Origin of the sequence: Pseudomonas lutea, from assembly GCF_000759445.1 — a bacterium.
Lineage (GTDB): Bacteria > Pseudomonadota > Gammaproteobacteria > Pseudomonadales > Pseudomonadaceae > Aquipseudomonas > Aquipseudomonas lutea.
The window spans coordinates 2,547,528-2,573,917 of the sequence record NZ_JRMB01000001.1; the positions used below are offsets into that span (position 1 = coordinate 2,547,528).

Consider the following 26,390-nt stretch of genomic DNA (forward strand, 5'->3'; position numbering starts at 1 on the left):
TATCCGCTTGCTTCCTGGATGTCATCCCGGTATTCAGTGCGCACGGGCACTACGGACGGCAGTTTCCCGGACACTCGCTCCATCACCAGGCCATCGACATGACTGACACCGAAAATAAGAATTACATCATCGCGCTGGACCAAGGCACCACCAGTTCGCGCGCCATCATTTTTGACCGCGACGCCAATGTGGTGAGCAGCGCTCAGAGCGAGTTCGTTCAGCATTACCCCCAGCCGGGTTGGGTCGAGCACGACCCCATGGAGATCTTCGCGACCCAGACCGCGTGCATGACCAAAGTGCTGGCGCAGGCCAACCTGCACCACAACCAGATCGCCGCCATCGGCATCACCAACCAGCGTGAAACCACGGTGGTATGGGAGAAGGAAACCGGCCGGCCGATCTACAACGCAGTGGTCTGGCAGTGCCGACGCAGCACCGAGATCTGCGAGCAGCTCAAGCGCGACGGTCTGGAAGATTACATTCGCGACACCACCGGCCTGGTCATCGACCCGTACTTTTCCGGCAGCAAACTCAAGTGGATTCTGGATCACGTCGAAGGCAGCCGCGAACGCGCCCGCCGCGGCGAGTTGCTGTTCGGCACGGTCGATAGCTGGCTGATCTGGAAGTTTACCGGCGGCAAGGTTCACGTCACCGATTACACCAATGCGTCGCGAACGATGTTGTTCAACATCCATACGCTGGAATGGGATCAGCGCATGCTCGACGTTCTCGGCGTACCTCGCGAGATGCTTCCCGAGGTCAAGTCGTCCTCCGAAGTTTATGGCCACAGCAAAAGCGGCATCCCCATCGCCGGGATTGCGGGCGACCAGCAATCGGCGCTGTTCGGTCAGATGTGCGTTGAACCGGGGCAGGCCAAGAATACCTACGGCACCGGTTGCTTCCTGCTGATGAATACGGGCAAGAAAGCGGTGAAATCCAGCCACGGCATGCTCACGACCATCGGCTGCGGGCCGCGCGGTGAAGTGGCGTACGCGCTGGAGGGTGCCGTCTTCAACGGTGGCTCGACCGTGCAGTGGCTGCGGGACGAGCTGAAAATCGTCAACGACTCGATGGACACCGAGTACTTCGCGACCAAAGTCAAAAACAGCAACGGCGTGTATCTGGTTCCTGCGTTCACTGGCCTGGGCGCGCCCTATTGGGACCCGTATGCACGCGGAGCCCTGTTCGGGCTGACCCGAGGCGTGAAGGTCGACCACATCATTCGCGCGGCGCTGGAATCCATTGCCTATCAGACCCGCGACGTGCTCGACGCCATGCAACAGGACGCCGGCGAGCCGCTCAAGGCGCTGCGGGTTGACGGCGGCGCGGTGGCCAACAACTTCCTCATGCAATTCCAGGCCGACATCCTCGGCACGCCGGTGGAGCGCCCTAAAATGCGCGAAACCACTGCGCTGGGCGCTGCGTACCTTGCCGGTCTGGCGATCGGTTTCTGGAGCGGGCTTGACGAGCTGAAGGGCAAGGCGGTCATCGAGCGCAAGTTCGAGCCGCAATGCGATGACGCCGAGAAGGAAAAACTTTACGCCGGCTGGCGCAAGGCCGTGGACCGCACGCGCGACTGGGAACCGCACGAGAACGCCGAATAAGGTCGGGCATCGGCATCACGGTAGAGGCATTTTTTCCGGCTGACAGGTAATGGCTGCCTGCGGCATCATGGGCGCCCGTGCCCGAAGGATAAAAAATGAATCTGCCACCCCGTCAACAGCAGATCCTCGAGCTGGTCCGTGAGCGCGGCTACGTCAGCATCGAGGAAATGGCGCAGCTGTTCGTCGTGACCCCTCAGACCATCCGCCGTGATATCAACCAACTGGCGGAAATGAATCTCCTGCGTCGCTACCACGGCGGCGCGGCCTACGACTCAAGCATTGAAAACACCGCCTACGCCATGCGTGCCGATCAGATGCGCGACGAGAAGCAGCGTATCGCTGAAGCGATCGCTGCGCAGATCCCCGATCACGCATCACTGTTCATCAACATCGGCACGACGACCGAATCCATCGCTCGCGCGCTGCTCAATCACAACCACCTGAAAATCATCACCAACAACCTTCATGTCGCGTCGATCCTGAGCGGCAAGGATGATTTTGAGGTCCTGCTGGCTGGCGGAAATGTGCGGCGAGATGGTGGCGTAGTGGGTCAGGCGAGCGTGGATTTCATCACGCAGTTCAAGGTTGATTTCGCGCTGGTCGGTATCAGCGGGATAGACGAAGACGGCAGTCTGCTGGATTTTGACTATCAGGAAGTGCGAGTTTCCCAAGCGATCATCGCCAACGCGCGGCAAGTCATTCTTGCGGCAGACTCCAGCAAGTTCGGGCGCAACGCCATGGTTCGTCTGGGCCCGATCACGCTGATCGATTGCCTGGTGACCGATCAGGCGCCTGTCCCGGCGTTGGCGCAATTGCTGACGCAGAACAAGATTCGCCTGGAAGTCGTTTAAGCAGCCAGTCCACAAGCGGGCGTCCGTTACGCTCGCTGCCCCCCCGATGTTCACTTTTGTTCCTTTCCCGCCTCTTCCATCAGTATTTTCAATCAATACCGAGTGGCTGCGTTCGTCTTATTGCGTTACTATTTTCGGAAATGAACATTAATGTTCGAATTCGCCTTGTCAGAAGGGCGGAATATCGACCTGATCGAACGCCCCAGGAGGCCCCGATGGCCCAGTCCAGCTTGCCGACCCCACCCCTTTCCGAGGTCTACGACGTCGCCGTGATCGGTGGCGGCATCAACGGCGTCGGCATCGCAGCGGACGCAGCCGGCCGCGGCCTTTCGGTTTTCCTCTGCGAAAAGGATGACCTGGCCAGTCATACATCCTCTGCCAGCAGCAAGTTGATTCACGGCGGCCTGCGCTACCTCGAACACTACGAGTTCCGACTGGTGCGTGAAGCGCTGGCTGAACGTGAAGTGCTGCTGGATAAAGCTCCCCATATCGTTAAACCCATGCGCTTTGTGCTGCCTCACCGGCCGCATCTGCGCCCGGGCTGGATGATCCGCGCCGGCTTGTTCCTGTACGACCACCTGGGCAAGCGTGAAAAGCTGCCGGCGTCCAGAACGCTGCGCTTTGGTGCCAACAGCCCGCTCAACAGCACGATCACCAAGGGTTTCGAATACTCCGACTGCTGGGTCGACGATGCACGCCTGGTGGTCATCAACGCGATGGCCGCTCGTGAAAAGGGTGCGCACATCCACACCCAGACCCGCTGCCTCAGCGCCCGTCGTGAGGGCGGTGTCTGGCACATGGACATGCAGCGCACCGATGGCAGCGTGTTCTCGATTCGCGCAAAAGCACTGGTCAATGCTGCAGGCCCATGGGTCGCCAAGTTCATTCGTGAAGACCTCAAGCTGGAGTCGCAGTACGGCATTCGTCTGATTCAGGGCAGCCACCTGATCGTGCCGAAGCTGTATGAAGGTGAAAACGCATTCATTCTGCAGAATGAGGACAAACGCATCGTCTTCGCCATTCCGTATCTGGAGCGCTTCACCATCATCGGTACGACTGACCGCGAGTACAGCGGGGATCCGGGCAAAGTAGCGATCACCGAAGGCGAGACCGATTACCTGCTGAAGATCGTCAACGACCATTTCAAGAAGCAACTCAGCCGCGCGGATATTCTGCGCACCTGGTCGGGTGTGCGTCCGCTGTGCAACGACGAGTCGGATAACCCGTCGGCGATCACACGTGACTACACGTTGTCGCTGTCCGGCAGCGCTGACGAAGCACCCATTCTTTCAGTGTTCGGCGGCAAGCTGACCACATACCGCAAGCTGGCCGAGTCGGCCATGCAGCAGCTGGCGCCGTTCTTTCCGCAGATGAAGCCGAGCTGGACCGCCAAGGCGAGCCTGCCGGGTGGCGAGGAAATGACCACTCCGCAACTGCTCGCAGCACAACTGCAACAGCGTTGCAGCTGGCTGCCAGCGGAGATCGCCAAGCGATGGGCAATCACCTACGGTTCGCGCAGCTGGCGCATTGTGGAAGGCGTGCAGAACATTGGCGAAATGGGCGAAGACCTGGGCGGCGGGCTGTACAGCCGAGAGGTTGATTACCTGTGCAGCGAAGAATGGGCCACCCAGGCCGAAGACATTCTGTGGCGCCGGACCAAACTGGGGCTGTTCACCACCGATGAAGAGCACCAGAAGGTTCAGGCCTATCTGAACAAGGTGGCATACAGCAACGGGGCTGTTGAGCGTCTTGACTGGCCCATGCCCGCGCCAAAGATTCACGCGTAATCTGACAGATACCCTTCCCGGCTGAAGCCGGTCCCACGGAATGACCGCGACCCCGTGGGACCGGCTTCAGCCGGGAAAGCGGCATACAGCGCACCGAAAAACTACAGTTCCTGTCTCCCTATCCAACCAATACCATTCGGATTTCCGAACGCGGCACGATCGCCAATTCGGAATCCCGGACACACGCATCCATCTCTCCGCTCACCCCCGCCGTTAATCTCTTTCAGTTTCAGCAGATTAGCCTCTGTCACGGCTCTGGCATGACTCATGCTCTACACTCTTGCACGATTGCTTCGATGTAGCGTGTCGCCTGACTGGGCCGCCGTTGAAGCGCTCTGAAACGATAGGGCCGTCCAACACCGGTCCAATAAAAAAAACAATGTCGAGGAAAAACAGATGCGCATCGTTCCCCAACTCCTGGGCGCAGCCATTGCTGCCGCTTTGATCACCACACCCGTTTTTGCCGCCGAACTGACCGGTACTCTGAAGAAAATCAAAGAGTCCGGCACGATCACCCTGGGTCACCGCGACTCTTCCATTCCGTTTTCCTACATCGCTGACGCTTCCGGCGTGCCAGTTGGCTACTCGGCTGACATCCAGCTGAAAATCGTCGAAGCGATCAAGAAAGACCTGGACATGCCTGATCTCAAGGTCAAGTACAACCTGGTCACCTCGCAAACCCGAATCCCGTTGGTCCAGAACGGCACCGTCGACGTTGAATGTGGCTCGACCACCAACAACGCCGAGCGCGCGCAACAAGTCGACTTCTCTGTCGGCATCTTTGAAATCGGTACCCGTCTGCTGAGCAAGGCTGACTCTTCCTACAAAGACTTCGATGACCTCAAAGGCAAGAACGTCGTAACCACGGCGGGCACCACGTCTGAGCGCATCCTCAAGGCGATGAACGCCGACAAGCAGATGGGCATGAACGTCATTTCCGCCAAGGACCACGGCGAGTCGTTCCAGATGCTGGAATCGGGCCGCGCCGTGGCCTTCATGATGGACGACGCCCTGCTCGCTGGCGAAATGGCTAAGGCCAAGAAGCCGACCGACTGGGCCGTTACCGGCACTCCTCAGTCCTACGAAATCTACGGCTGCATGGTCCGCAAGGAAGACCCTGCGTTCAAGAAAGCCGTCGATGACGCCATCGTTGCAACCTACAAATCAGGCGAGATCAACAAGATCTACGACAAGTGGTTCACCCAGCCAATCCCGCCTAAAGGCCTGAACCTGATGTTCCCGATGAGCGAACAGCTCAAAGCGCTGATTGCCAACCCGAACGACAAGCCAGCGCCGGACAAGAAGGCCTGAGCCCTTCGCACCACACTCTAAAAAGAAACAAGCCTGATTCCCGGGAAAGCCGCGTGGTTTCCCGGGAGCCGCTGCAAAGCGCATGCGTGCATAACGATCGATCAGCGGGGAGACCCTGATGAATTACAACTGGGACTGGAGCGTATTCTTCAAGTCCACGGGCGTTGGCAGCGAGACCTATCTGGACTGGTACATTACCGGGCTGGGCTGGACCATCGCGATTGCCGTCGCCGCCTGGATCATTGCGTTATTCCTGGGCTCGGTGCTCGGGGTGATGCGTACGGTGCCCAACCGCATCGTTTCTTCGATTGCCGCGATTTACGTGGAAATTTTCCGTAATGTGCCACTGCTGGTGCAGTTGTTCATCTGGTACTTCCTGGTACCGGACCTGCTGCCCGAGAACCTGCAGGAGTGGTACAAGCAAGACCTTAACCCGACCACCTCGGCATTCCTGAGCGTCGTCGTGTGCCTGGGCCTGTTCACCGCCGCACGTGTGTGTGAGCAAGTGCGCACCGGTATTCAGGCGCTGCCCGTGGGCCAGGAGTCCGCCGCGCGCGCCATGGGCTTCAAACTGCCACAGATTTACTGGAACGTGCTGCTGCCGCAGGCTTACCGCATCATCATTCCGCCGCTCACCTCCGAATTTCTCAACGTGTTCAAGAACTCGTCCGTGGCGTCGCTGATCGGCCTGATGGAATTGCTCGCGCAGACCAAACAGACCGCCGAGTTTTCTGCAAACCTGTTTGAAGCCTTCACCCTGGCCACGCTGATCTACTTCACCCTGAACATGAGCCTGATGCTGCTCATGCGTGTGGTCGAGAAGAAAGTCGCGGTGCCGGGCCTGATCTCCGTGGGAGGTAAATGATGGACTTCTCTGGAGTGATTCCCGCCATCCCGGGCATGTGGAACGGCATGGTCATGACGCTGAAATTGATGGCCATGGGCGTTGTGGGAGGCATCATCATCGGCACGCTGCTGGCGCTGATGCGATTGTCCTCAAACAAGCTGGCGTCGCGGGTGGCGGGCGCCTACGTCAACTATTTCCGCTCGATCCCGCTGCTGCTGGTGATTACCTGGTTCTACCTGGCGGTGCCGTTCGTGCTGCGCTGGATCACTGGTGAAGACACGCCGATTGGCGCGTTCACCTCCTGCGTCGTGGCGTTCATGATGTTCGAGGCCGCCTACTTCTGCGAAATCGTGCGTGCCGGCGTGCAGTCGATTTCCCGCGGCCAGATGGGCGCAGCTCAAGCGCTGGGCATGACCTACGGCCAGATGATGCGACTGATCATTCTGCCGCAGGCGTTCCGCAAGATGACGCCGTTGCTGTTACAGCAGAGCATCATCCTGTTTCAGGACACCTCCCTGGTTTACACGGTCGGTCTGGTCGACTTCCTCAACTCGGCACGCTCCAGCGGCGACATCATCGGTCGCTCCAACGAGTTCCTGATTGTCGCCGGTCTGGTGTACTTCACGATCAGCTTCGCCGCGTCGCGCCTGGTCAAGTTCATGCAAAAAAGGTTAGCCGTATGATTTCCATCAAAAATATCAACAAGTGGTATGGGGACTTCCAGGTACTGACCGATTGCAGCACCGAGGTCAAAAAAGGCGAAGTGATTGTAGTCTGCGGCCCGTCGGGTTCGGGCAAGTCGACGCTGATCAAGTGCGTCAACGCGCTGGAGCCGTTTCAGAAAGGCGACATCGTGGTAGACGGCACATCGATTGCCGACCCGAAGACCAACCTGCCGAAACTGCGTTCGCGGGTCGGCATGGTGTTTCAGCACTTCGAGCTGTTCCCGCACCTGACCATCACTGAAAACCTGACCATCGCGCAGATCAAAGTGCTGGGCCGCAGCAAGGAAGAGGCCACTAAAAAAGGCCTGCAGCTGCTGGAGCGCGTCGGTCTGTCGGCGCACGCCCACAAGCACCCGGGGCAGCTTTCAGGCGGTCAGCAGCAGCGCGTGGCGATTGCTCGCGCACTGGCGATGGACCCGGTGGTCATGCTGTTCGACGAACCGACCTCCGCGCTCGACCCTGAGATGGTTAACGAAGTGCTGGACGTGATGGTGCAACTGGCCCACGAAGGCATGACCATGATGTGCGTGACCCATGAAATGGGCTTCGCCCGCAAAGTGGCGGATCGGGTGATCTTCATGGACAAAGGCCAGATCGTTGAAGACTGCGAGAAGGAAGAGTTCTTCGGCGACGTCAACGCGCGCTCCGAGCGGGCGCAGCAGTTCCTCAACAAAATCCTGCAGCACTAAAAAGCATTAGCCCGCAAGGGCGCAAAAACCGCCGGCCGCACGTCCATCGTTCGATGGGACGCGCGGCTGGTCGGCCCAGGATGACTGTGATGAAATGCGACCCCCCTCTCTATCGCGCCGCGCCGCCATCACTCGCCGTGAAACCCCGACTGATTCGCCATCTTTTTGTGCCGCCGCTGATCATCCTGCTGATGATTGCGCTGGGCTACGTCACGTACCTGTACAGCGAAAAAAACGCCATCAAGGCGCTGGGTGAAAACGGTCAGCGTCAATTGGAGCTGCACGCGCGCACGGTCGAGAGCGAGATCAACAAGTACAACTATCTGCCCAGCGTGCTGGAGCTCGAATCCAATGTGTCCGACCTGCTGAACAACCCCACGGTGGAGTTGCGCTCCAGTGTCAACGACTACCTCGAAGGCCTGAACCGGCGCAGCCGCAGCCGGGCCATTTATGTGCTGGACACCACCGGGCGGGTGCTGGCGACCAGCAACTGGCGCGACACTGACAGCTACCTGGGCGAGGACTTGTCCTTCCGCGCTTATTATCAGGATGCGATCCGCGGTCTGCCGGGGCGTTTTTACGGCATCGGCAGTACCACCGGGGAACCGGGTTACTACCTGGCCCACGGGCTGGAAGAAAAAGGCAAAATCATCGGCGTCGCGGTCATCAAGGTCAGGCTGGAAGCGCTGGAAGAACGCTGGCAGCGGGCACGTCTGGAAGCATTTGTCAGCGATGAAAACGGCATCATCATTCTGTCCAGCGATCCTGCTCGACGCCTCAAATCAGTACGGCCGCTGACCGCCGAGATCAAGGAGCGACTGGCCCGCAGCCTTCAGTATTACTGGTGGCCGCTCAATGAGCTGGTCCCGCTGGAGCGCGAGTCGATTGCCGACGGCGTGGAAAAGCTGACCTTTCCCGCCAATACCAGCGTTGATCACGAACACACGGTGGTGAGTTATCTGGCGCAGACGCGCGAACTGGCTGACACGCCGTGGCACCTGACACTGCTCACCCCGTTGGAAGACCTGCGCAGGGAAGCCGCCAATCAGGGCATGCTCGTTGCCGTCGCCTGCGCGCTGGTGGCGTTTTTGCTGATCGCCTGGAACGAGCGCCGCAAGGTGATCTCCACCCGGCTGGCCGCGCGTGAAGCGCTGGAGCAGGCCAATAACGAACTGGAACGGCGCATCACCGACCGCACCGCTGACCTGCGGGCCAGCAACGAGCGCCTCAAAGGGCAGATTCGTGAACGCCGGCAGGCCGAGGAAACCTTGCGCCAGGCGCAGGATGAATTGATCCAGGCCGGCAAGCTGGCGGCGATCGGCCAGATGTCCACCAGCATCGCCCACGAACTCAACCAGCCGCTGGCCGCGCTGCGCACGTTGTCGGGCAACACGGTGCGTTTCCTTGAACGGGGCGCGCTGGACACGGCCAGTGCCAACCTGCGCACCATCAATGATCTGGTCGACCGCATGGGCCGCATCACCGCCAGCCTGCGCGCCTTCGCCCGCCGTGGAGAAGACAAAGGCCAGGCCTCGTTGGGCAAGGCGGTTGAGGCCGCGCTGCAACTGCTCGGTGCCCGGCTGGACAACGCTTCACTGGCACTGCATCAACAGATTGACGACGTGGAGCTGGCGATTGATCAGACCCGTCTGGAGCAGATCCTGGTCAACCTGATCGGCAACGCGCTGGATGCCATGAGCGCCCAGCCGATGCCAATCCTGTGGCTGGAGGGGGACATGCTCGACGGCCGCTATCGGTTGCGCGTTCGGGACAACGGACATGGCATCGACGCCGAGGCACGCAAGCACCTGTTCGAGCCGTTTTTTACCACCAAGCCTGGCGAACAGGGACTCGGATTGGGATTGACCTTGTCGGCCAGCCTCGCGGCTGCGGCCGGCGGTACGCTCAATGCCGAAGACCCGGCCGAGGGCGGCACAATGTTCGTGCTGGTGTTGCCAATGGTTGATCGCAGGGCACCCTCGCCATGAACGCATCGCTGTCGTATTGGAATAGACAATGAACACTGACCTGACGGTCCTCATCGTAGAAGACGACCCGCACGTCCTGCTCGGCTGCCAGCAGGCGCTGGCGCTGGAAGACATTCACAGCCAGGGGGTGGCCAGCGCGGAAGAAGCCCTGGCACTGGTCGGCGAACATTTCGCTGGCATCGTCATCAGCGACATTCGTCTGCCAGGGATCGACGGGCTGGAACTGCTCAAGCGCCTGAAGGAGCGCGATCGAACCTTGCCCGTTGTGCTGATTACCGGCCACGGCGATGTCTCGATGGCCGTCGGCGCGATGCGTGACGGTGCCTACGATTTCATGGAGAAACCCTTTTCCCCGGAACGCCTCGTCGATGTCGCCCGCCGGGCGCTTGAGCAACGCGGGCTGGCGCGAGAGGTCTGGTCGCTGCGCCGGCAACTGGCCGAGCGCGATTCGCTGGAAGGCAAGATCATCGGTCGGTCTCAAGCGATGCAGGCCCTGCGCGCGTTGATCGCCAATGTCGCCGATACCTCCGCGAATGTGCTGATCGAAGGCGAAACCGGCACGGGCAAAGAGCTCATCGCACGCTGCCTGCACGACTTCAGCCGTCGCCATGATCATCAATTCGTCGCGCTGAACTGCGGTGGATTGCCTGAGAGCCTGTTTGAGAGCGAAATCTTCGGCCACGAGGCCAATGCGTTTACGGGCGCGGGCAAACGCCGTATCGGCAAGATTGAGCATGCCCACAACGGCACGCTGTTTCTCGATGAAGTCGAAAGCATGCCGATCAATCTGCAGATCAAGCTGCTGCGGGTGTTGCAGGAACGCACGCTTGAGCGGCTGGGCTCCAATCAAAGCGTGGCGGTGGATTGCCGGGTGATCGCCGCGACCAAATCGGAGCTCAACGCGCTGAGCAAGACCGGCCAGTTCCGCAGCGACTTGTATTACCGGCTCAACGTGGTGACGCTGGAATTGCCCCCTCTGCGTGACCGCCGCGAAGACATTCTGCAGCTGTTCGAGCACTTCCTGCAGCAGTCATCGCTTCGATTTGACCGCGAACCGCCGTCGCTGGATTCGCAGACTCGTTCGGCCTTGCTGGCCCATGACTGGCCCGGCAATGTGCGCGAACTGCGTAACGTCGCCGAGCGCTACGCCTTGGGCCTGCCCGCGTTCAAAACGGCGGGTACACAAGCCGCTACCCCCAGCCTGGACTTTGCCGAAGCCGTGGAAGCGTTCGAGAAAAACCTGCTCGGCGAGGCCTTGCGCCGCAGCGGCGGCAATCTGAGCCAGGCCAGTCAGGAACTGGGCATGGCCAAGACCACGTTGTTCGACAAGGTGAAAAAATACGGCCTGGGGTGAGCGCGTGGGCTCACTCCGACAGCTCCGCGTCAATCATGAGAACGTCGCAAATCTATCTGCCATCACATGAATTGTGGGAGCGAGCTTGCTCGCGAAGAGGCCGGGGCACCCGCTGAGTTTTCAGCGGCCGAAATAACGCCTTCGCGAGCAAGCTCACTCCTACAGACTCCGCGAACATTCACCCATTCTCCAGCGCCTGGACGATCGCAAATCCTAGAACTCGCTACCGGCAACCAACGCATCAATCTCCGCAGCAGTCGGCGCAGTCGCCGGGCCCCGGCGCGTCACGGCGATGGCCGCCGCTGCGTTGGCACGCAAGGCTGCCTGCGCGGCTGACAGCCCAGACGCCAACCCAGCCAGCAAGACTCCTGCATGGGCGTCTCCGGCCCCATTGGTGTCGATGGCTGTGACCGGGAAGCCGGGCACGTGTGCAGTCTCCGAACCCTGACGAATCCAGCAACCGTCTGGCCCGTCACGCACCACAATCAGCGCCTCAGGGCGCAACCAGTGCGCCAGCTTGTCGAGCGCCGCATCAATCGTCTGGCAAGCCGTGAAGCGCAGCGCTTCTTCGGCATTGCTGGTCCACAGCGTGATCATCGGCAAAACCGTCTGCATGCCGGACGCCTCAGGCGAATCAACCAGCGGCCCCGGGTCGAACACCACGCCCGCCTGTGCCGGTAACTGCGCAAGCCACTCCAGCAGCGTTGCGACCTTGCCCTTGTGCAGCAGGCTGTAGCCGCTGACGAATACATAATCCTCTGGCCGCACCGCTACGCTGTGCAAATCCTCTGCCGACAAGCCGCCCTCGGCACCGACATACGAGATGAATGAGCGCTCGGCCGAAGGCTCGATCAGGGCGACTGAAAGCCCGGTGTCCCCCACCTCGGTAGCCGGGTGGGCGATTTCAACGCCCTCTGCCGCCATGGCCTGACGCGCCAGCTCGCCAAAACGTCCGTTGCCGTGCCTGCCGAGGTAGACCGTGGGCATGCCGCTGCGCCGGGCAGCGGCCATCACATTGAATCCGCCCCCGGCCTCGAACGCAGCCGAGTGGGCAAGCACGTCGCCGCCGGAGCGGGGCAAGGCATCAAGGGCCATGACCAGGTCGATCACGACCTGGCCGGTATAGAGCAATCTAGCGGGCATGAACGACCTCTTGGGCAGCGGGACGACGATCTCGGGCGCCTCCCAGTACGGCGTACAGTCCGCCCGCCACCACGAAGGTGACGATCCAGCCCAGACCGTTATGACCGAACCATGAGTCAGCCAGGAATCCTTTAAACAGCACATTCTCCGGCGTGGTCGCGACGGTCGTGAAACTGTAACCGAGCACGATGGCCAGCGCCCACGCACCCAGCGCACGCCACTCTATGCCCCCGCGATACCAATAGGCGCTGCGCGGCGAGACGTCCATCAGGTCGGGTGCTGAGTAGTAATGACGGTGCAGCAAGTCAACGATGAAGATCCCGACCCAAGCGGTGATCGGCACGGCGAGCATCGAGATGAAGGTGATGAATGGGCCGTAAAAACTGTCAGCGATCAACATGAAGTAAATCGAGCCGGCGAATATCGCCACGATGTCGACAATCACTGCATGCACGCGCTTGATCTTCAGCCCCAGCGTCAACGTGGTCAGCCCTGCGGAGTAGACCGATAGATTGTTGGACAGCAGCAGGCCACCAAACGCCGTGATCAGGTAGGGAACGGCCATCCAGGTCGGCAGCAACTCGCGGATGGCGATGATCGGGTCAGTGGCCGAGGCCAGGTGATCATTGCCCACGGACAGCAGCCCGCCCAGGGTGATGAGCAGTACCAGCGGAATGCCCGCGCCGAAGGCCGCCGACGCCACCAGACGTCCTGCCGTGACACTGCGGTGCTGATAGCGCGACATGTCGGCGCCCGCATTGGCCCAACCGATGCCGGTGCCGGCCGCCATGGTGCCGATGCCGATGATCATCGCGCTCATCGGTGCAGGTGCGGCATTGAACACAGCAGCCCAGTCGATGTGCGCGATGAGAAACCCGCCGACCACGACGTTCAAGGCGCCAAAAATGTACGTCGCCCATTTCTGGATGACCAGCAGGGTCGCGTGGCCGAGACCGGAAACCGTCAGCGTCATCAGCACAAAAATGGCGATGAACAGCAGCGTCAGACCTGGCGCACTCTTGGCTTCTACCGGGGTGGAGAAAAGGATTGAGCACAGCGACAGCAACACGAACGCAGCTGTCGTGGTGTTTACCGTTTCCCAACCCAAGCGTGACATCAGTGAAACGATGGTAGGCCCGATGTTGCCGCGCACGCCGAAGATGGCCCGCGACAGCGTAAGACTCGGCGCTCTCCCCCGTCGGCCAGCGATGGAGATGACCCCGACCACAGCGAACGAACCCGCCGCGCCCAGAATCGCGACGATGATGGCCTGCCCGATCGACAACCCACGGAAAGCCACAAGCGTCGCCCCCAGCGGCAGGCCCAGGATGCTGATATTGGCCGCAAACCAGACCCAGAAGAGCTGCAGCGGGTGGCCGTTGCACTCGTTTTCGGGGACGGGTTCGATACCGCGTGTTTCAAGTTGACCGGCGCCTTGAACGGCGTTCGATGACGTCATGTGAATGCTCCTGTGCCATTTGTTCTGGTTGTGGGCAGTACGCAAAGCAAACGACATCCCTGTCAGGGAGGGCTTTTGCAGGTCGCAAAAGTCCTGACTCGCCGTTTTTAAAAACGCTGCGAGGTGGGTCTTGTTAGTGAAACGGGCTGGCGTCGGTCGGCGTCAGACCGCGCGCAGATCCAGCAACTGCTCGACGACGGGATGCAGGTCGAGGCCGTTGACTGTCTGGACCCGTTGGATCAGAGCCTCGGGCCAGGCGGCCATGCCTTCGCACGCACCGAGCATTGCCCCGAGAATGGCGGCGATGGTGTCAGTATCGCCGCCCAGGCTTGCAGCCATGCACAGCGCTTCGAACGCCGACAACTCCCCGACAGCCACTTGATGCGCCAGGGCGAACGCGGCAACGACCGATTCCTGGGAAGCAACCGACGTACCGATCACGTCGTAAATCAATTCGGGCAGTTGTTCATTGCTGCAGCCGGCGCACAGCTGTTTAGCCCACCCGATTCGGGCGGCAATGCGGCCCCCGGCAATCCAGTAACCGTAGCTCTCGGCCTGATGGGCGATGCGCGCGCCAACGTCAAGCGCTTCGTCGAGAGTGGCCCCCGTGATGCCCGAGGAGACAACCGCCGCCACCGCCGCTGCGCTTGAGATGCCAAGATTGGTGTTGTGAGTGACCTGACAGGCCTGTTTGACCGCCTCGACGAAGCGCGCCTCATCCTGCACATCGAAAGCAATGCCGACCGGCGTAATGCGCATGGCGGCGCCGTTGGTGGTGCCGAACCGCCCGGCCTCTTCCGGACTGTGCCCGGCGAGGATCATTTCGATGGCCCGCTTGGTCGAAGGGCCCAGCAAGTCTTGAGAACCCTTGGCCTGCATCACCGCTTCCCAATCGATCAGGTGTTGCGCCAGGTCCGAAGGCTCGATGCGCCCTGCCCCGGCGACCAGTAATTCAGCGACCAGTACGGCTTGTTCGGTGTCATCGGTGATCGACCCGGCGGGCATGTTCGGGGCAATGGGCTGATCGACACCTGCTGCCTGCAGCGTGGCGATGTGGCCGAACCGCTGCTTGATTTGCTCGCGGCTCAGCGACTGTGTCGGCATGCCGAGAGCATCACCCAGTGCGAGCCCGTAAAAAGCGCCCAGCCCCCGGTCGCGGGTGTCGATCAGTGCAGTCATGTGGACGATCCAAAAGCCAGATGAAGACGAAAATGCACGGGGTCCAACAGGCTTTCCACGTGCTCCATAAAACGTTCGCGGCGGTCAAACGTGGTTCGGGTCGCTTTGAGAAACACCGAGCCCGGCTGACGCAGCATCAGCGCCGCGTCGTCGTTGCTCAGAGGCTCGGCACCGATCCACTGATCACCGCGGTCACCGACGAAACCGTGAGCGGCCAGCGTCACGGTCAGCGAGTCGTCGATCAACCCGTCGCGAGGCAAGTTTTCCAGGCCGTCGGAGGCCGGAATGAGCACCCGTTCAAGTGACACCACGCTGCCATCGGCCGCCGTGCGTCGGCGATCCAGCGCAATGAACCCGGCCGTGCCGAAGCGACCTGCCAGATCGGGGCGCTGTACGGCGACCAGGCGCAGGATCTCGGTCGTGACCATCGCACCTGTATCGGCCAAAGCCTGCGCCCAGCCTGCACGTTGATCCAGCGAGATGCCGTCATACGTCACAATTGAGCCGACGCCGGTTTGCGTGGCGATGTAGTTGCGTCTTTTGAGCTCCGATAACGCCTCGCGCAACGTGCCGCGGCTGACGTTGAATTCCTGCGCCAGCAGATTCTCGCCGGGCAACAACTCGCCCGAGCCCATCTGGCCGCTCTCGATACGCCGGGCCAGCTCATCCACGACGCGCTTTTTCTTGTCGAACCGAACCTGTCTAATCATGTACAAATTGATATCCGAAAAGGGGTGATGGGATCAAGGAATTTTTAATTGCAATCGCGAATACGTTACACGTTACGACGGCGCAAATTGAGTGTGCCGGCGCAGCCGCAACGTGTCGGAGGTCCCGCACGGTGCAGCTGCACATCATGCAATCGGCCAACTACGCATCCGGTCAAACAGGATTAACGACGCTCGATTCCTCGCCGATGATCTGACGAATGGCACTGACGAATACGTCGACCGGCTGCCCGCCGGACACGGCGTATTGATCGTTGAACACAATTGTCGGCACCGAGCTCACACCGCGCGACACCCATAGCTGCTCCAGTTCGCGTACTTCACTGGCGTACTGATCGCTGCTCAGTACGGCCTCGGCGCGCACCCGGTCAAGCCCGGCTTTCTGGGCCACATCCGCCAGCACCTGATGGCTGGACACGTTGGCGTGCTGGCTGAAATACGCGGTGAACAATGCTTCTTTAAGCGCGTGCTGCTTGCCTTCCAGCTCGGCCCAGTGCAGCAACCGATGGGCATCGAACGTATTGAAAATGCGGCGCTCGCCTTGCTTGAAGACGAACCCCAGCTCCGCGCCGCGCTCGCGGATATGTTCTGCGTTGGCCTGAAACTGCTCGCGGGTCGAGCCATACTTTTCGGCGATGTGCTCGAAGATGTCCTGCCCTTCAGGCGGCATCTGCGGGTTGAGCTCGAAGGGCTGGAAGTGGATATCGGCGGCGACTTCATCGCCCAGATGCTCAAGCGCCTGATCAAGGGCGCGCAGCCCGACGATGCACCAGGGGCAGGAAACGTCGGAGATGAAGTCGATTTTCAGCGGAATGCTCATGGCAGCCTCGTGCAAGAGAGGAAACGTGCACGATACGCTGATCGAGACGCGGCACAAACCCGTCGTCCCCGTCGCCTGTCAGCGCCTGCAGGACCGCCGTGTCGAGCGCGCCCGGCAGACCTGCGGTAGAAGCTGACTGGCGGTTACAACTGTGCAACGTGGGTAGCGTCCTCGCGATGCTCACGCAGATAGGGCAGCACCGCCGCCAGCAACGGCGCTTTGAACGCTTCCTGAAAACGGTGCGCCAGCCCGGGTATCAGCTTCAACTGACTGCCTTGAATGTGCGCTGCGACATGAATGCCGTGCATCACCGGGAGCAATGGATCGGCCGTGCCGTGAACCACCAGCGTCGGCACCCGCAGGCGGTTAAGCAACTCGACCCGACTGGGCTCAGACAGGATGGCGAGAATTTGCCGTTTCACACCTTCAGGATTGAATGCGCGGTCGTAGGAAACTGCGGCTTGCTTCAAGAGATTTTGCCGGTCGTCCTTGATCTCGGGGCTGCCCAGAGCGGCCAGCAGGTCGGCCTGTTGCTCGAGCGCGGTTTGACGGTCCGGCGCGCCGCGACGTGCGAGCAGTTGCAGCAAAGCCGGGCTGGGCATCGGCAGACCGGGTGCGCCGGAGCTGGTCATGATCAGCGTCAGGCTCTCAACGCGCCTGGGTGCCATGTCGGCCAGATGCTGGGCGATCATGCCGCCCATGCTTGCCCCCAACACGTGAAATTGTTGAACGTGCAGTGCGTCCATGAGGCCGAGCGCATCCTGCGCCATGTCCGTGAGCGAATACGGCGCCGACACTGGCAGACCAATCTTGTAGCGCAGCACCTCGTAGGTGAGATTGGCGCCGGGAGGTGCCTGCACCCAGGTCGACAGCCCGACGTCCCGGTTGTCGTAGCGAATGACCCTGAAGCCTTGCTGGCAGAGGGCGACGACAACCTCGTCCGGCCAATGGATCAATTGTCCGCCAAGCCCCATCACCAGCAGCAAGGCAGGGTCGGACTCGCGCCCGATGCTTTGATAAGCCAAATGGACTTCATTGAGCTCGGCCACCTGCGTGGGAACGTCAACGTCGCATCGAGAGGCCGCAAAAGATGGCAGGCTGCACAGGAGCGCAGCCAGAAAAAGTAAAACCCGCATGGAAAAACACCGACACACAGAACCCCAGTAGGCCGCGAGTCTGATGAAGTTTTCTCAAGCGCGCTGCCACAGTTGCATGACAGTTTGATGAAGAGGGCCGAGCGGTAGCAGAACCGTCATCCGGGCCCTCCGTTTACGCTGCTGCCGTCAGCGCCGAATCGGCGATGGCTTCTGCAAGCCAGAGATTGTCGGCAAAGCGAAGCTGGGCCTCCTTCACCACTTCAAGCGCGGCATGTGCGCCGGCACCGCTCGGTTCCAGCTCACGCGCTGCACCCAGGGACAACACCTTGTAGACGGGCAAGCGGTCCAGCACCAATGGCATTTGTTCCGGCGCGCTGAGCACGTCGACATGCAGCCCCTGCACCGGCAGGCCCACCACCAGGCCCAGGTTGCTGCCCAGCCCCAGCCCACCGCACGACACGGCCAGCAGCTTTTTCAGCGGCGAATATTGCAGTGCGTGGTACGCACGCTCGAATGCGTTCTTCCAATCCTGCGGCAGGTCGAGGGTTAGAATCGGTTCGTCGATCTGCACCCACTCCACGCCCTTCCCCGCCAGCCGACCGAGAATCTCGCCATAGACCGGCAGCAGTCGATCCAGCAAATCAAGCTTGTCGAAGTCCGGTGTTTCCTTGTCGACTTGCCCCAGCCACAGGTAGGTCAGCGGGCCAATGATAGCGGGACGCACGGTATGCCCCTGCGCACGGGCTTCGTCGACCTCGTCAAATAATGTCGCCCAACTAAGCTTGAACTGCTGATCGGCGGTAAAAGTGGGTACCGAACCCTCACCAATGCCTTCGCCGAGCGTAACGAGCGTCCGCTGGAAGCCGAGTGCGACGCCGATATGAGGAAAAACCGAGTGATTGTCCAGGGCCATGCTGACTGCTCCATAAAAGATGGCGCCATTGTCGACACCGCAGGGTGCATGAGACAAACTCATTGTTTTCGTGTTGATCACAAAATTTACTCATGGAGCGCCGTCGGTGCTGGAAATTCGTCACCTCAAAACCCTGCATGCGCTGCGCGAGGCAGACAGCCTCGTTGATGCCGCTGACCGTTTGCATTTGACGCAGTCGGCGCTGTCGCATCAGTTCAAAGAGCTGGAAGAACGCATGGGCATGCCGCTGTTCGTGCGAAAAACCAAGCCCGTGCGGTTCACCAGTGCAGGGCTGCGGCTGTTGCAGCTGGCTGATTCTGTCCTCCCGCAATTACGTCACGCTGAACGTGACATCTCGCGGCTGGCGGGCGGTGTCGCGGGGCGCCTGCACATGGCGATCGAATGCCACAGCTGCTTTCAGTGGCTGATGCCCACCATCGATCAGTTCCGCGACGCATGGCCTGAAGTCGAGCTGGATCTGGCCTCGGGTTTCGCGTTTGCGCCTCTGCCTGCCCTCGCCCGTGGCGACCTGGACTTGGTGGTGACGTCGGATCCTCTGGAACTGGCAGGCATTACCTACGTGCCGCTGTTTACCTATGAGGCCATGCTGGCCGTCGCCAATCAGCACCCGCTGGCCAGTAAGCCCTTTGTCGTCCCGGAAGACCTGCTCACTGAAACCCTGATCACCTACCCGGTCGAGCGTGACCGACTGGATATCTTCACGCGTTTTCTCGAACCAGCCGACATAGAACCGGCGCAAGTGCGCACCTCCGAGCTGAGCGTGATGATGATGCAACTGGTTGCCAGCGGCCGTGGCGTGTGTGGCATGCCGCACTGGGCGCTGCATGAATACAGCTCGCGCGGCTATGTGAAGGCCAAGCGCCTTGGGGAAAAAGGACTCTTCGCCACGCTCTACGCCGCGATTCGCGCAGACATGCTGGACGCGCCCTACATGAGGGATTTCCTCCTGACGGCGAAGGACACGTCATTTTCGACGCTGGATGGGGTGAGTGCTGTTCGATGAGGGCCGGGTGACCCATAAAACCTGAAGGAGCCGGCTTGCTGGCGAATCCATGTGTCCAGACGCTGCAATGTCGCCTGACCCGCACAGTTCGCCAGCAAGCCGGCTCCTACAGATCCGAATAGCGGTTCGTTCAGGTGAAGCAGCGAAAAGCTGGATCGGGTGAGTGCTGTCTGGTGAGGCCTTTGCGACCAATGACATCCGTAGGAGCCGGCTTGCTGGCGAATGCATCGTTCCAGACGCTGCAATGTCGTCTGGCCCGCAGGGTTCGCCAGCAAGCCGGCTCCTACAGCTCCGAATAGCGATTCGTTCAGGTGAAGCAGCGAAAAGCTGGATCGGGTGAGTGCTGTCTGGGGAGGCCTTTGCGACCAGTGACATCCGTAGAAGCCGGCTTGCTGGCGAATGCACGCGCCCAGACGCCATCTACATACCAGACTTACCGCGTTCGCCAGCAAGCCGTCTTCTACAGATCTGAATAGCAAACCGCTCAATGGGTAGCAAGAACGCCGGTCAATCAGCGCCCGCTGGTTAACCAGTCTATTTGCAGACTTCGGTACAGCGGCAATATTGAATCCCGGGTCAACGGCGCCAGGTGCAGTTCATCGATATTCCCGTCATCGACCCAAATCGCTTCTTCGATCTCGGCCGCCGGGGTGACTGGCTGGTCGGCGTGGACGCCATACAGCTGGCAGTTGACTTCAAAGCCCGGCTCGTTTGCCGCGACGGCCGCAAACTCCCCCAGAAACCGCGCTTCATCCGGCACGATCGTCAGGCCCAACTCCTCGCTCAACTCACGAGCCAGCGCCTGAACGGCCGATTCCCCGGCGTCGATCTTGCCGCCCGGCTGCATGAACGCCAGCGTTCCGCGCTTGCGCACCAGCAAGGTTTTGCCGTCGGCGCGCGTCAGCAGCGCGGCGGCGATACGCAGGGTCTTCACAGCACCACCTCGGTTTTCAGCGCGCGGGTTTCTTCGGCACGCTCAAGTGCGAGGGTGATCAAGCGATCAATCAATTCGGGGTAGCTCAAGCCGCTGGCTTGCCAGAGCTTGGGGTACATGCTGATGGAGGTGAAACCCGGGATGGTATTGACCTCGTTGATGATGATTTCCCGCGCCTCGGTCACGAAGAAATCCACACGCGACAGACCCGCACAGCCCAACACGCGATACGCCTGCAACGCCACTTCACGCACCGCTTCGCTCAAGTCCTCGGGTATTTGCGCAGGGATGGCGATGCGCGCCTGGCCGTCGTTCAGGTATTTGGTGTCGTAGGCGTAAAAGTCATCATTGGCCACCACTTCGCCGCACACGCTGACCTGAGGCTGATGGTTGCCGAGCACGGCGCATTCGACCTCACGTCCGACGATGCCCTGCTCGATCAGCACCTTGTTGTCATAGTCGAACGCCAGCTTCAGCGCAGCAGCGTATCCGGCCTCGTCGGTGACTTTACTCACCCCGACCGAGGAGCCCTGGCAAGCGGGTTTGACGAACAGCGGCAGGCCCAGTTGGGCAGAGATGCTGACGAAATCCACCGCTTCGCCGCGGTGAAGCACCACAAACGGCGCTACCGAAATGCCCGCATCACGCAGCAGGCGCTTGGTCACGTCCTTGTCCATACAGGCGGCGGAACCGAGTACGTCCGGACCCACGAAAGCGATATCCAGCAGGCGCAGCATGCCTTGCAGGCAGCCGTCTTCGCCGAAGCTGCCATGAATCAGCGGGAACACCACGTCAATGCGCGGCACCTCGCGCCCCGTATGCACTTCCATAAATTGCGGCCCGCTGGCACCCGGCATCAACGACAGCAGACGCCCGGAGTCACTGAGCTTGATGTGCGCCGGGTCGGTCGGGTTGTGCAGGTAATCGTGCTCGTCAAAGCGCAGCCAGTGGCCTTGCTTGTCGACGCCAATCAGGGTGATGTCGTAGTTGTTGCGATCAATCGCGTTGATCACGTTGCGCGCCGATTGCAACGACACTTCATGCTCGGAGGATTGCCCACCGAAAACGATGGCGACTGACTTTTTCAAAGGGGGAGGCTCCTGAATTTCAGGTCGCAGAGCTAAAAGCAATTTGACCCGATAGTCCAGTGCCACGGACGCTCGCGAGACGGAATGCAGGAAAAAACGGCAAAAAAAATCCCGCACCCGGGTGATCGACTGTCGATACCCGGAATGCGGGAGCTGCTGCGGTCATCAGTCCTTTTTGGCGCCGGAGCCAAACGTGGCGAAGCGCTTGTTGAACCCGGCGATTCGGCCTTCGGTGGTGGTCTTGCGCTGCTGACCGGTGTACATCGGGTGCGACGCGCTGGACACGTCCAGGGCGACGTAGGGGTAAGTATTACCGTCGGAATGGGTGTGCGTACGGTCAGTATCAACGGTGGAGCCGATCAGGAAAAACACATCGGCAGCGGTGTCGTGAAACAGGACTTGACGGTAGTCGGGATGGATATCGGGTTTCATCGCTGTTCTCCAGAATGTAAGCAATCATGTAATACGTTATACAGTAACCAAACGAAACAGTTCAACCCCAGCCAATTTGTAACCGTTACAACTTTCAACTTTTCCACCGCCTCCCCTGCGGCTAACGTTCGCGCCTTTGACGAGCCAGCCCGGTCCAACCGGAACGGAATGAACGACCCCACCAGGAGGTAGTGCCATGCACTTGATCGACCGATATGAAATGAGCATCGAAGGACACATGAAGCTGATCGACGCACGCAGCGCGCTGAATCATCTACAGCGTCTGGTGCAGGCCACCGATGGCAAGCCTGAGCCAGATCAGCTTATGGCGCTGCTTTCGCCTGTTGTAGCGGCGCTGCATGAGGCCGCCGACGACGTCATGCCAGTCAACGACCGCGACGTGTTCATGCGTCAGGCATGCGAATGGAATTACATTGCGCTGTCGCCGAGGGAGGGGGAAATCCTCCACCAGATCCGCTGCTGCAGTGACGATGGCAAAGAGGAAATCTATGGCGCGATCGGGGAAACTCTCGAGCGCAAGCCTATGCCCGAGCATCGCTGACAAGAGGCTTCAGTAAGGGGAGCGCGGTTGAACGGCCTCTGCAGACGCAGACTGTTTCGGCCGTTGCTTCGCTTCAGACCGCAGGCAGCGCCTTGGTCCGCTCGGAGGGCCGCCGCACGCCAGCGACGATTTTGTCCACAGCCTTGGTGGCGGCGACCATGCCGAAGGTCGCGGTGACCATCATCACCGCGCCGAAGCCACCCGCGCAGTCCAGCTTCACACCATCGCCCACGAAGCTTTTTTGCAGGCAAATGCTGCCATCCGGTTTCGGGTAACGCAGTTGCTCGGTCGAGAACACGCACGGCACGCTGTAGTGGCGAGTCACGGTACGGGAAAATCCGTAGTCGCGGCGCAGTGTCGAGCGGACCTTGGACGCCAGTGGATCGTTGTACGTGCGGTTGAGATCGCAGACCTGAATCAGCGTCGGGTCGATCTGCCCTCCCGCGCCGCCGGTGGTGATGATCTGGATCTTGCGGCGTTTGCACCAGGCGATCAGTGCCGCTTTGGCGTTGACGCTGTCAATGCAGTCGAGCACGCAGTCGATATCGGGGGTGATGTATTCGGCCATGGTTTCACGCGTAACGAAGTCCGCGACCGCGTGCACGACACAATCGGGATTGATCTCCCTGAGGCGGTCGGCCATGACCTCCACTTTCGGGCGGCCGACCGTGCTGCTCAGGGCATGCAACTGACGGTTGCTGTTGCTGACGCAGACATCGTCCAGATCGAACAGCGAAATCTCACCCACGCCACAACGCGCCATGGCTTCAGCGGCCCATGAACCCACACCGCCAATGCCGACCACCGCCACGTGGGCCGCGCGCAAGCGCTCCAGGCCCTCGATACCATAAAGGCGGGCGACACCGGCAAAACGCGGATCTTCTGTGCTCATGACCAATACCCCAAAAAACCGGCGCGCATTATAGGGCTTGCGAGCGATCGGGACAGCGGTGAGTTGCAGGCAGCTGGTCTGAAAGTCGCTGATGAGCGGGTAAACCCATCGCTGAACCCAACACCTCAACCCTCCTCATGGCCAAGAACTTCGACACAGGTCAGTTGCCAAACTTTCGGCCCCCTGTACCCTGTCCACCTCCCCCGTTCCCCTCTTGGAACCTGAAGTACCTATGCCATCGCGTAAATTTGGACTCAACCTTGTGGTCGTCGTGGCCATCGCCGCGCTGTTCACCGGATTCTGGGCGTTGATCAATCGCCCCGTGACTGCCCCCAACTGGCCCGAACAGATCTCCGGCTTCTCCTACTCGCCTTTCCGGCTGGGACAAAACCCGCAGAAAGACCTCTACCCGTCCGACGAAGAAATGCGTCAGGACCTGGAGTTGATGAGCAAGCAGACGGACAACATCCGCATCTACTCCGTGGACGGCACGCTCAAGGACATTCCCAAACTCGCTGAGGAGTTCGGCCTGCGTGTGACCCTCGGCATCTGGATCAGCCCTGACCTTGAACGCAACGAGCGCGAAATCACCACAGCCATCGAGCTGGCCAACACGACGCGCAGTGTGGTCCGGGTGGTCGTCGGCAACGAGGCGCTGTATCGGGAAGAAATCAAACCCAAGGACCTGATGGCTGCTCTGGACCGGGTCCGGGCTGCCGTGAAAGTCCCGGTGACGACGTCCGAGCAATGGCACATCTGGGAGAAGTACCCGGAGCTGGCCAAGCATGTTGACCTGATCGCCGCGCACATCTTGCCGTATTGGGAATACATCCCGATGGATAAGGCCGGTCAGTACGTACTGGACCGGGCCCGGGAGCTGAAACGCATGTTCCCGAAAAAGCCGCTGCTGCTCTCTGAAGTTGGCTGGCCGAGCAACGGTCACATGCGTGGCGGCGCGGACGCGACCCAGGCAGACCAGGCGGTGTACCTGCGTACGCTGGTGAACAAGCTCAACCGTCAGGGCTTCAACTATTTCGTGATCGAGGCCTTCGATCAGCCCTGGAAAGCCAGCGACGAAGGTTCGGTCGGTGCCTATTGGGGCGTCTACAACGCCGCAAGGCAGCAAAAATTCAACTTCGAAGGCCCGGTTGTCGCCATTCCGCAGTGGCGCGTACTGGCCATCGGTTCGGCAGTGCTGGCGATGCTCGCCCTCGCGCTGCTGCTGATTGATGGCTCGGCCTTGCGACAGCGCGGCCGCACATTCCTGACCTTCATCGCCTTTCTGTGTGGCTCGGTTCTGGTCTGGATCGGCTACGACTACAGTCAGCAATACAGCACCTGGTTCAGCCTGTTGGTCGGATTCTTATTGGCGCTGGGCGCGTTTGGCGTGTTCATCGTGCTGTTGACCGAGGCGCACGAACTGGCCGAAGCGGTATGGACGCACAAGCGCCGTCGCGAATTCCTGCCTGTCGAAGGGGATTCGGCCTACCGACCGAAAGTCTCGATCCACGTGCCCTGCTATAACGAGCCGCCGGAGATGGTCAAACAGACCCTCAACGCGCTGGCTGCGCTGGACTACCCGGACTTCGAGGTGCTGTTGATCGACAACAACACCAAGGACCCGGCCGTGTGGGAGCCGGTCAAGGCCCATTGCGAGATGCTGGGCCCGCGTTTCAAGTTCTTCCACGTCGCACCGCTGGCTGGTTTCAAGGGCGGCGCGCTGAATTACCTGATCCCGCACACGGCAGCGGATGCTGAAGTCATCGCCGTGATCGACTCGGACTACTGCGTCGACCGCAACTGGCTCAAGCACATGGTTCCGCACTTCGCCGACCCGAAGATCGCCGTGGTGCAGTCGCCCCAGGACTACCGTGATCAGCATGAAAGCGCGTTCAAGAAGCTGTGCTATTCGGAATACAAAGGCTTCTTTTACATCGGCATGGTCACACGCAACGACCGCGACGCGATCATTCAGCACGGCACCATGACGATGACCCGTCGCTCCGTGCTGGAAGAACTCGGCTGGGCGGACTGGTGCATTTGCGAGGACGCCGAGCTGGGCTTGCGCGTGTTCGAGAAGGGCTATTCGGCAGCCTATGCGCACCACAGCTTCGGCAAGGGGCTGATGCCCGACACGTTCATCGACTTCAAGAAGCAGCGTTTCCGCTGGGCGTATGGCGCGATCCAGATCATCAAGCGTCATGCGGCCAGCCTGCTGCGGGGCAAAGACACCGAGCTGACCCGCGGCCAACGCTATCACTTCCTCGCGGGCTGGCTGCCGTGGGTCGCCGACGGCATGAATATCTTCTTTACGGTGGGCGCACTGCTCTGGTCGTCGGCGATGATCATCGTGCCCAACCGGGTCGACCCGCCGCTGCTGATCTTTGCAATCCCGCCACTGGCGCTGTTCTTCTTCAAGGTCGGCAAGATCATCTTTCTGTACCGTCGCGCCGTGGGCGTTAACCTCACCGATGCGTTCTACGCCGCGCTCGCGGGGCTGGCGCTGTCGCACACCATCGCCAAAGCGGTGCTGTACGGCTTCTTCACCACCAGCATCCCGTTCTTCCGCACCCCGAAAAACGCCGACAGCCATGGCTTGCTGGTGGCGATTTCCGAGGCCCGCGAGGAGCTGTTCATCATGCTGCTGCTGTGGGGCGCTGCGCTGGGCATCTGCCTGGTTCAGGGTTTACCGAGCAACGACATGCGCTTTTGGGTAACGATGCTGTTAGTGCAGTCGCTGCCATATCTGGCGGCATTGATCATGGCGTTCCTGTCCTCGCTGCCAAAACCGAAATCGGCGGAAGAACCCGCTACTGCCTGAAACAATTGAGCGCTGTACTAAACGGCGGCCTTAGGGTCGCCGTTTTGCTTTAAGATATCTGCCGTTTATCGCCCTGCCTGTAGGCCCGCAGGTGTCCGTGATTGCAGCGAGCGTGTCAGCAAGACCTGAGCTGACGCGCCTC

22 protein-coding genes and 1 pseudogene are annotated in these 26,390 nt (G+C 60.5%); 12 read left to right on the forward strand and 11 right to left on the reverse strand.

Features of this window, described 5'->3' with window-relative positions:
• Positions 1-98: 98 nt before the first annotated feature.
• The 9 genes from glpK (at position 99) to aauR (ending at position 11,156) form a co-directional block, all read left to right on the forward strand.
• On the forward strand, positions 99-1,604 hold the full coding sequence (gene glpK, locus LT42_RS10935) for a glycerol kinase GlpK (protein WP_037012304.1): 1,506 nt from the start codon (positions 99-101) through the stop codon (positions 1,602-1,604).
• Positions 1,605-1,699: 95 nt separating this feature from the next.
• Positions 1,700-2,455: a DeoR/GlpR family transcriptional regulator gene (locus LT42_RS10940; protein WP_037012305.1), complete on the forward strand. Its 756-nt coding sequence runs from the start codon at positions 1,700-1,702 to the stop codon at positions 2,453-2,455.
• Positions 2,456-2,670: 215 nt separating this feature from the next.
• Positions 2,671-4,242 (forward strand): glycerol-3-phosphate dehydrogenase, encoded by a 1,572-nt coding sequence (gene glpD, locus LT42_RS10945; protein WP_052075228.1) that lies wholly within the window; start codon positions 2,671-2,673, stop codon positions 4,240-4,242.
• A gap of 396 nt (positions 4,243-4,638) precedes the next feature.
• The gene (locus LT42_RS10950; RefSeq protein WP_037012307.1) at positions 4,639-5,553 is read left to right on the forward strand and encodes a glutamate/aspartate ABC transporter substrate-binding protein; all 915 of its coding nucleotides are present in this window, start codon (positions 4,639-4,641) and stop codon (positions 5,551-5,553) included.
• 118 nt (positions 5,554-5,671) lie between these two features.
• Positions 5,672-6,418 (forward strand): amino acid ABC transporter permease, encoded by a 747-nt coding sequence (locus tag LT42_RS10955; protein ID WP_037012309.1) that lies wholly within the window; start codon positions 5,672-5,674, stop codon positions 6,416-6,418.
• Positions 6,415-7,083, forward strand: a complete 669-nt coding sequence (locus tag LT42_RS10960; RefSeq protein ID WP_037012311.1) for an amino acid ABC transporter permease — start codon at positions 6,415-6,417, stop codon at positions 7,081-7,083. The genes LT42_RS10955 and LT42_RS10960 overlap by 4 nt, the downstream gene beginning before the upstream one ends.
• Positions 7,080-7,814, forward strand: a complete 735-nt coding sequence (locus LT42_RS10965; RefSeq protein WP_037012313.1) for an amino acid ABC transporter ATP-binding protein — start codon at positions 7,080-7,082, stop codon at positions 7,812-7,814. Before LT42_RS10960 ends, LT42_RS10965 begins: the two co-directional genes overlap by 4 nt.
• An 89-nt stretch (positions 7,815-7,903) precedes the next feature.
• Entirely contained in the window at positions 7,904-9,802 is a 1,899-nt protein-coding gene (gene aauS / locus LT42_RS10970) for a two-component sensor histidine kinase AauS (protein ID WP_037012315.1), read from the forward strand.
• Positions 9,803-9,830: 28 nt separating this feature from the next.
• Positions 9,831-11,156 carry a two-component response regulator AauR gene (aauR, locus tag LT42_RS10975; RefSeq protein ID WP_037012317.1) on the forward strand — a complete coding sequence of 442 codons (1,326 nt, stop codon included), beginning with the start codon at positions 9,831-9,833 and terminating at the stop codon, positions 11,154-11,156.
• 213 nt (positions 11,157-11,369) lie between these two features.
• On the opposite strand, the gene LT42_RS10980 is transcribed toward aauR, so the two are convergent.
• The 7 genes and pseudogenes from LT42_RS10980 to LT42_RS11010 form a co-directional block, all read right to left on the reverse strand.
• Positions 11,370-12,299, reverse strand: a complete 930-nt coding sequence (locus tag LT42_RS10980) for a PfkB family carbohydrate kinase (RefSeq protein WP_037012319.1) — start codon at positions 12,297-12,299, stop codon at positions 11,370-11,372.
• Positions 12,289-13,758, reverse strand: a complete 1,470-nt coding sequence (locus tag LT42_RS10985; protein WP_037012321.1) for a purine-cytosine permease family protein — start codon at positions 13,756-13,758, stop codon at positions 12,289-12,291. Before LT42_RS10985 ends, LT42_RS10980 begins: the two co-directional genes overlap by 11 nt.
• 162 nt (positions 13,759-13,920) lie before the next feature.
• Entirely contained in the window at positions 13,921-14,937 is a 1,017-nt protein-coding gene (locus LT42_RS10990; RefSeq protein ID WP_037012323.1) for an ADP-ribosylglycohydrolase family protein, read from the reverse strand.
• Positions 14,934-15,647: a GntR family transcriptional regulator gene (locus tag LT42_RS10995; RefSeq protein WP_037012324.1), complete on the reverse strand. Its 714-nt coding sequence runs from the start codon at positions 15,645-15,647 to the stop codon at positions 14,934-14,936. Before LT42_RS10995 ends, LT42_RS10990 begins: the two co-directional genes overlap by 4 nt.
• Positions 15,648-15,819: 172 nt before the next feature.
• Positions 15,820-16,485: a DsbA family oxidoreductase gene (locus tag LT42_RS11000; protein ID WP_037012326.1), complete on the reverse strand. Its 666-nt coding sequence runs from the start codon at positions 16,483-16,485 to the stop codon at positions 15,820-15,822.
• Positions 16,486-16,628: 143 nt separating this feature from the next.
• Positions 16,629-17,621 carry an alpha/beta fold hydrolase gene (locus LT42_RS11005; protein ID WP_037012328.1) on the reverse strand — a complete coding sequence of 331 codons (993 nt, stop codon included), beginning with the start codon at positions 17,619-17,621 and terminating at the stop codon, positions 16,629-16,631.
• A 166-nt stretch (positions 17,622-17,787) separates the two neighbouring features.
• Positions 17,788-18,396: pseudogene (locus LT42_RS11010) on the reverse strand (5-methyltetrahydropteroyltriglutamate--homocysteine S-methyltransferase); the annotation flags it as partial.
• 205 nt (positions 18,397-18,601) lie between these two features.
• Between LT42_RS11010 and metR the strand changes: the two are divergent.
• Positions 18,602-19,519, forward strand: coding sequence for a transcriptional regulator MetR (gene metR, locus LT42_RS11015; RefSeq protein WP_037012332.1), 918 nt, complete (start codon positions 18,602-18,604; stop codon positions 19,517-19,519).
• 511 nt (positions 19,520-20,030) lie between these two features.
• Here the strand turns inward: metR and LT42_RS11020 are convergent.
• The 3 genes from LT42_RS11020 to LT42_RS11030 form a co-directional block, all read right to left on the reverse strand.
• The gene (locus LT42_RS11020; RefSeq protein ID WP_037012334.1) at positions 20,031-20,453 is read right to left on the reverse strand and encodes an NUDIX hydrolase; all 423 of its coding nucleotides are present in this window, start codon (positions 20,451-20,453) and stop codon (positions 20,031-20,033) included.
• Positions 20,450-21,541 carry a D-alanine--D-alanine ligase gene (ddlA, locus tag LT42_RS11025; RefSeq protein ID WP_037012336.1) on the reverse strand — a complete coding sequence of 364 codons (1,092 nt, stop codon included), beginning with the start codon at positions 21,539-21,541 and terminating at the stop codon, positions 20,450-20,452. Before ddlA ends, LT42_RS11020 begins: the two co-directional genes overlap by 4 nt.
• Positions 21,542-21,706: 165 nt before the next feature.
• Entirely contained in the window at positions 21,707-21,973 is a 267-nt protein-coding gene (locus LT42_RS11030; RefSeq protein WP_037012337.1) for a type B 50S ribosomal protein L31, read from the reverse strand.
• A 196-nt stretch (positions 21,974-22,169) separates the two neighbouring features.
• On the opposite strand from LT42_RS11030, the gene LT42_RS11035 reads away from it, so the two are divergent.
• Positions 22,170-22,535 (forward strand): hypothetical protein, encoded by a 366-nt coding sequence (locus tag LT42_RS11035; RefSeq protein WP_037012338.1) that lies wholly within the window; start codon positions 22,170-22,172, stop codon positions 22,533-22,535.
• A gap of 73 nt (positions 22,536-22,608) precedes the next feature.
• Here the strand turns inward: LT42_RS11035 and tcdA are convergent, their stop codons facing one another.
• Entirely contained in the window at positions 22,609-23,427 is an 819-nt protein-coding gene (gene tcdA / locus LT42_RS11040; RefSeq protein WP_037013249.1) for a tRNA cyclic N6-threonylcarbamoyladenosine(37) synthase TcdA, read from the reverse strand.
• A 232-nt stretch (positions 23,428-23,659) separates the two neighbouring features.
• On the opposite strand from tcdA, the gene LT42_RS11045 reads away from it, so the two are divergent.
• On the forward strand, positions 23,660-26,248 hold the full coding sequence (locus LT42_RS11045) for a glycosyltransferase (RefSeq protein WP_037012339.1): 2,589 nt from the start codon (positions 23,660-23,662) through the stop codon (positions 26,246-26,248).
• Positions 26,249-26,390: the final 142 nt, after the last annotated feature.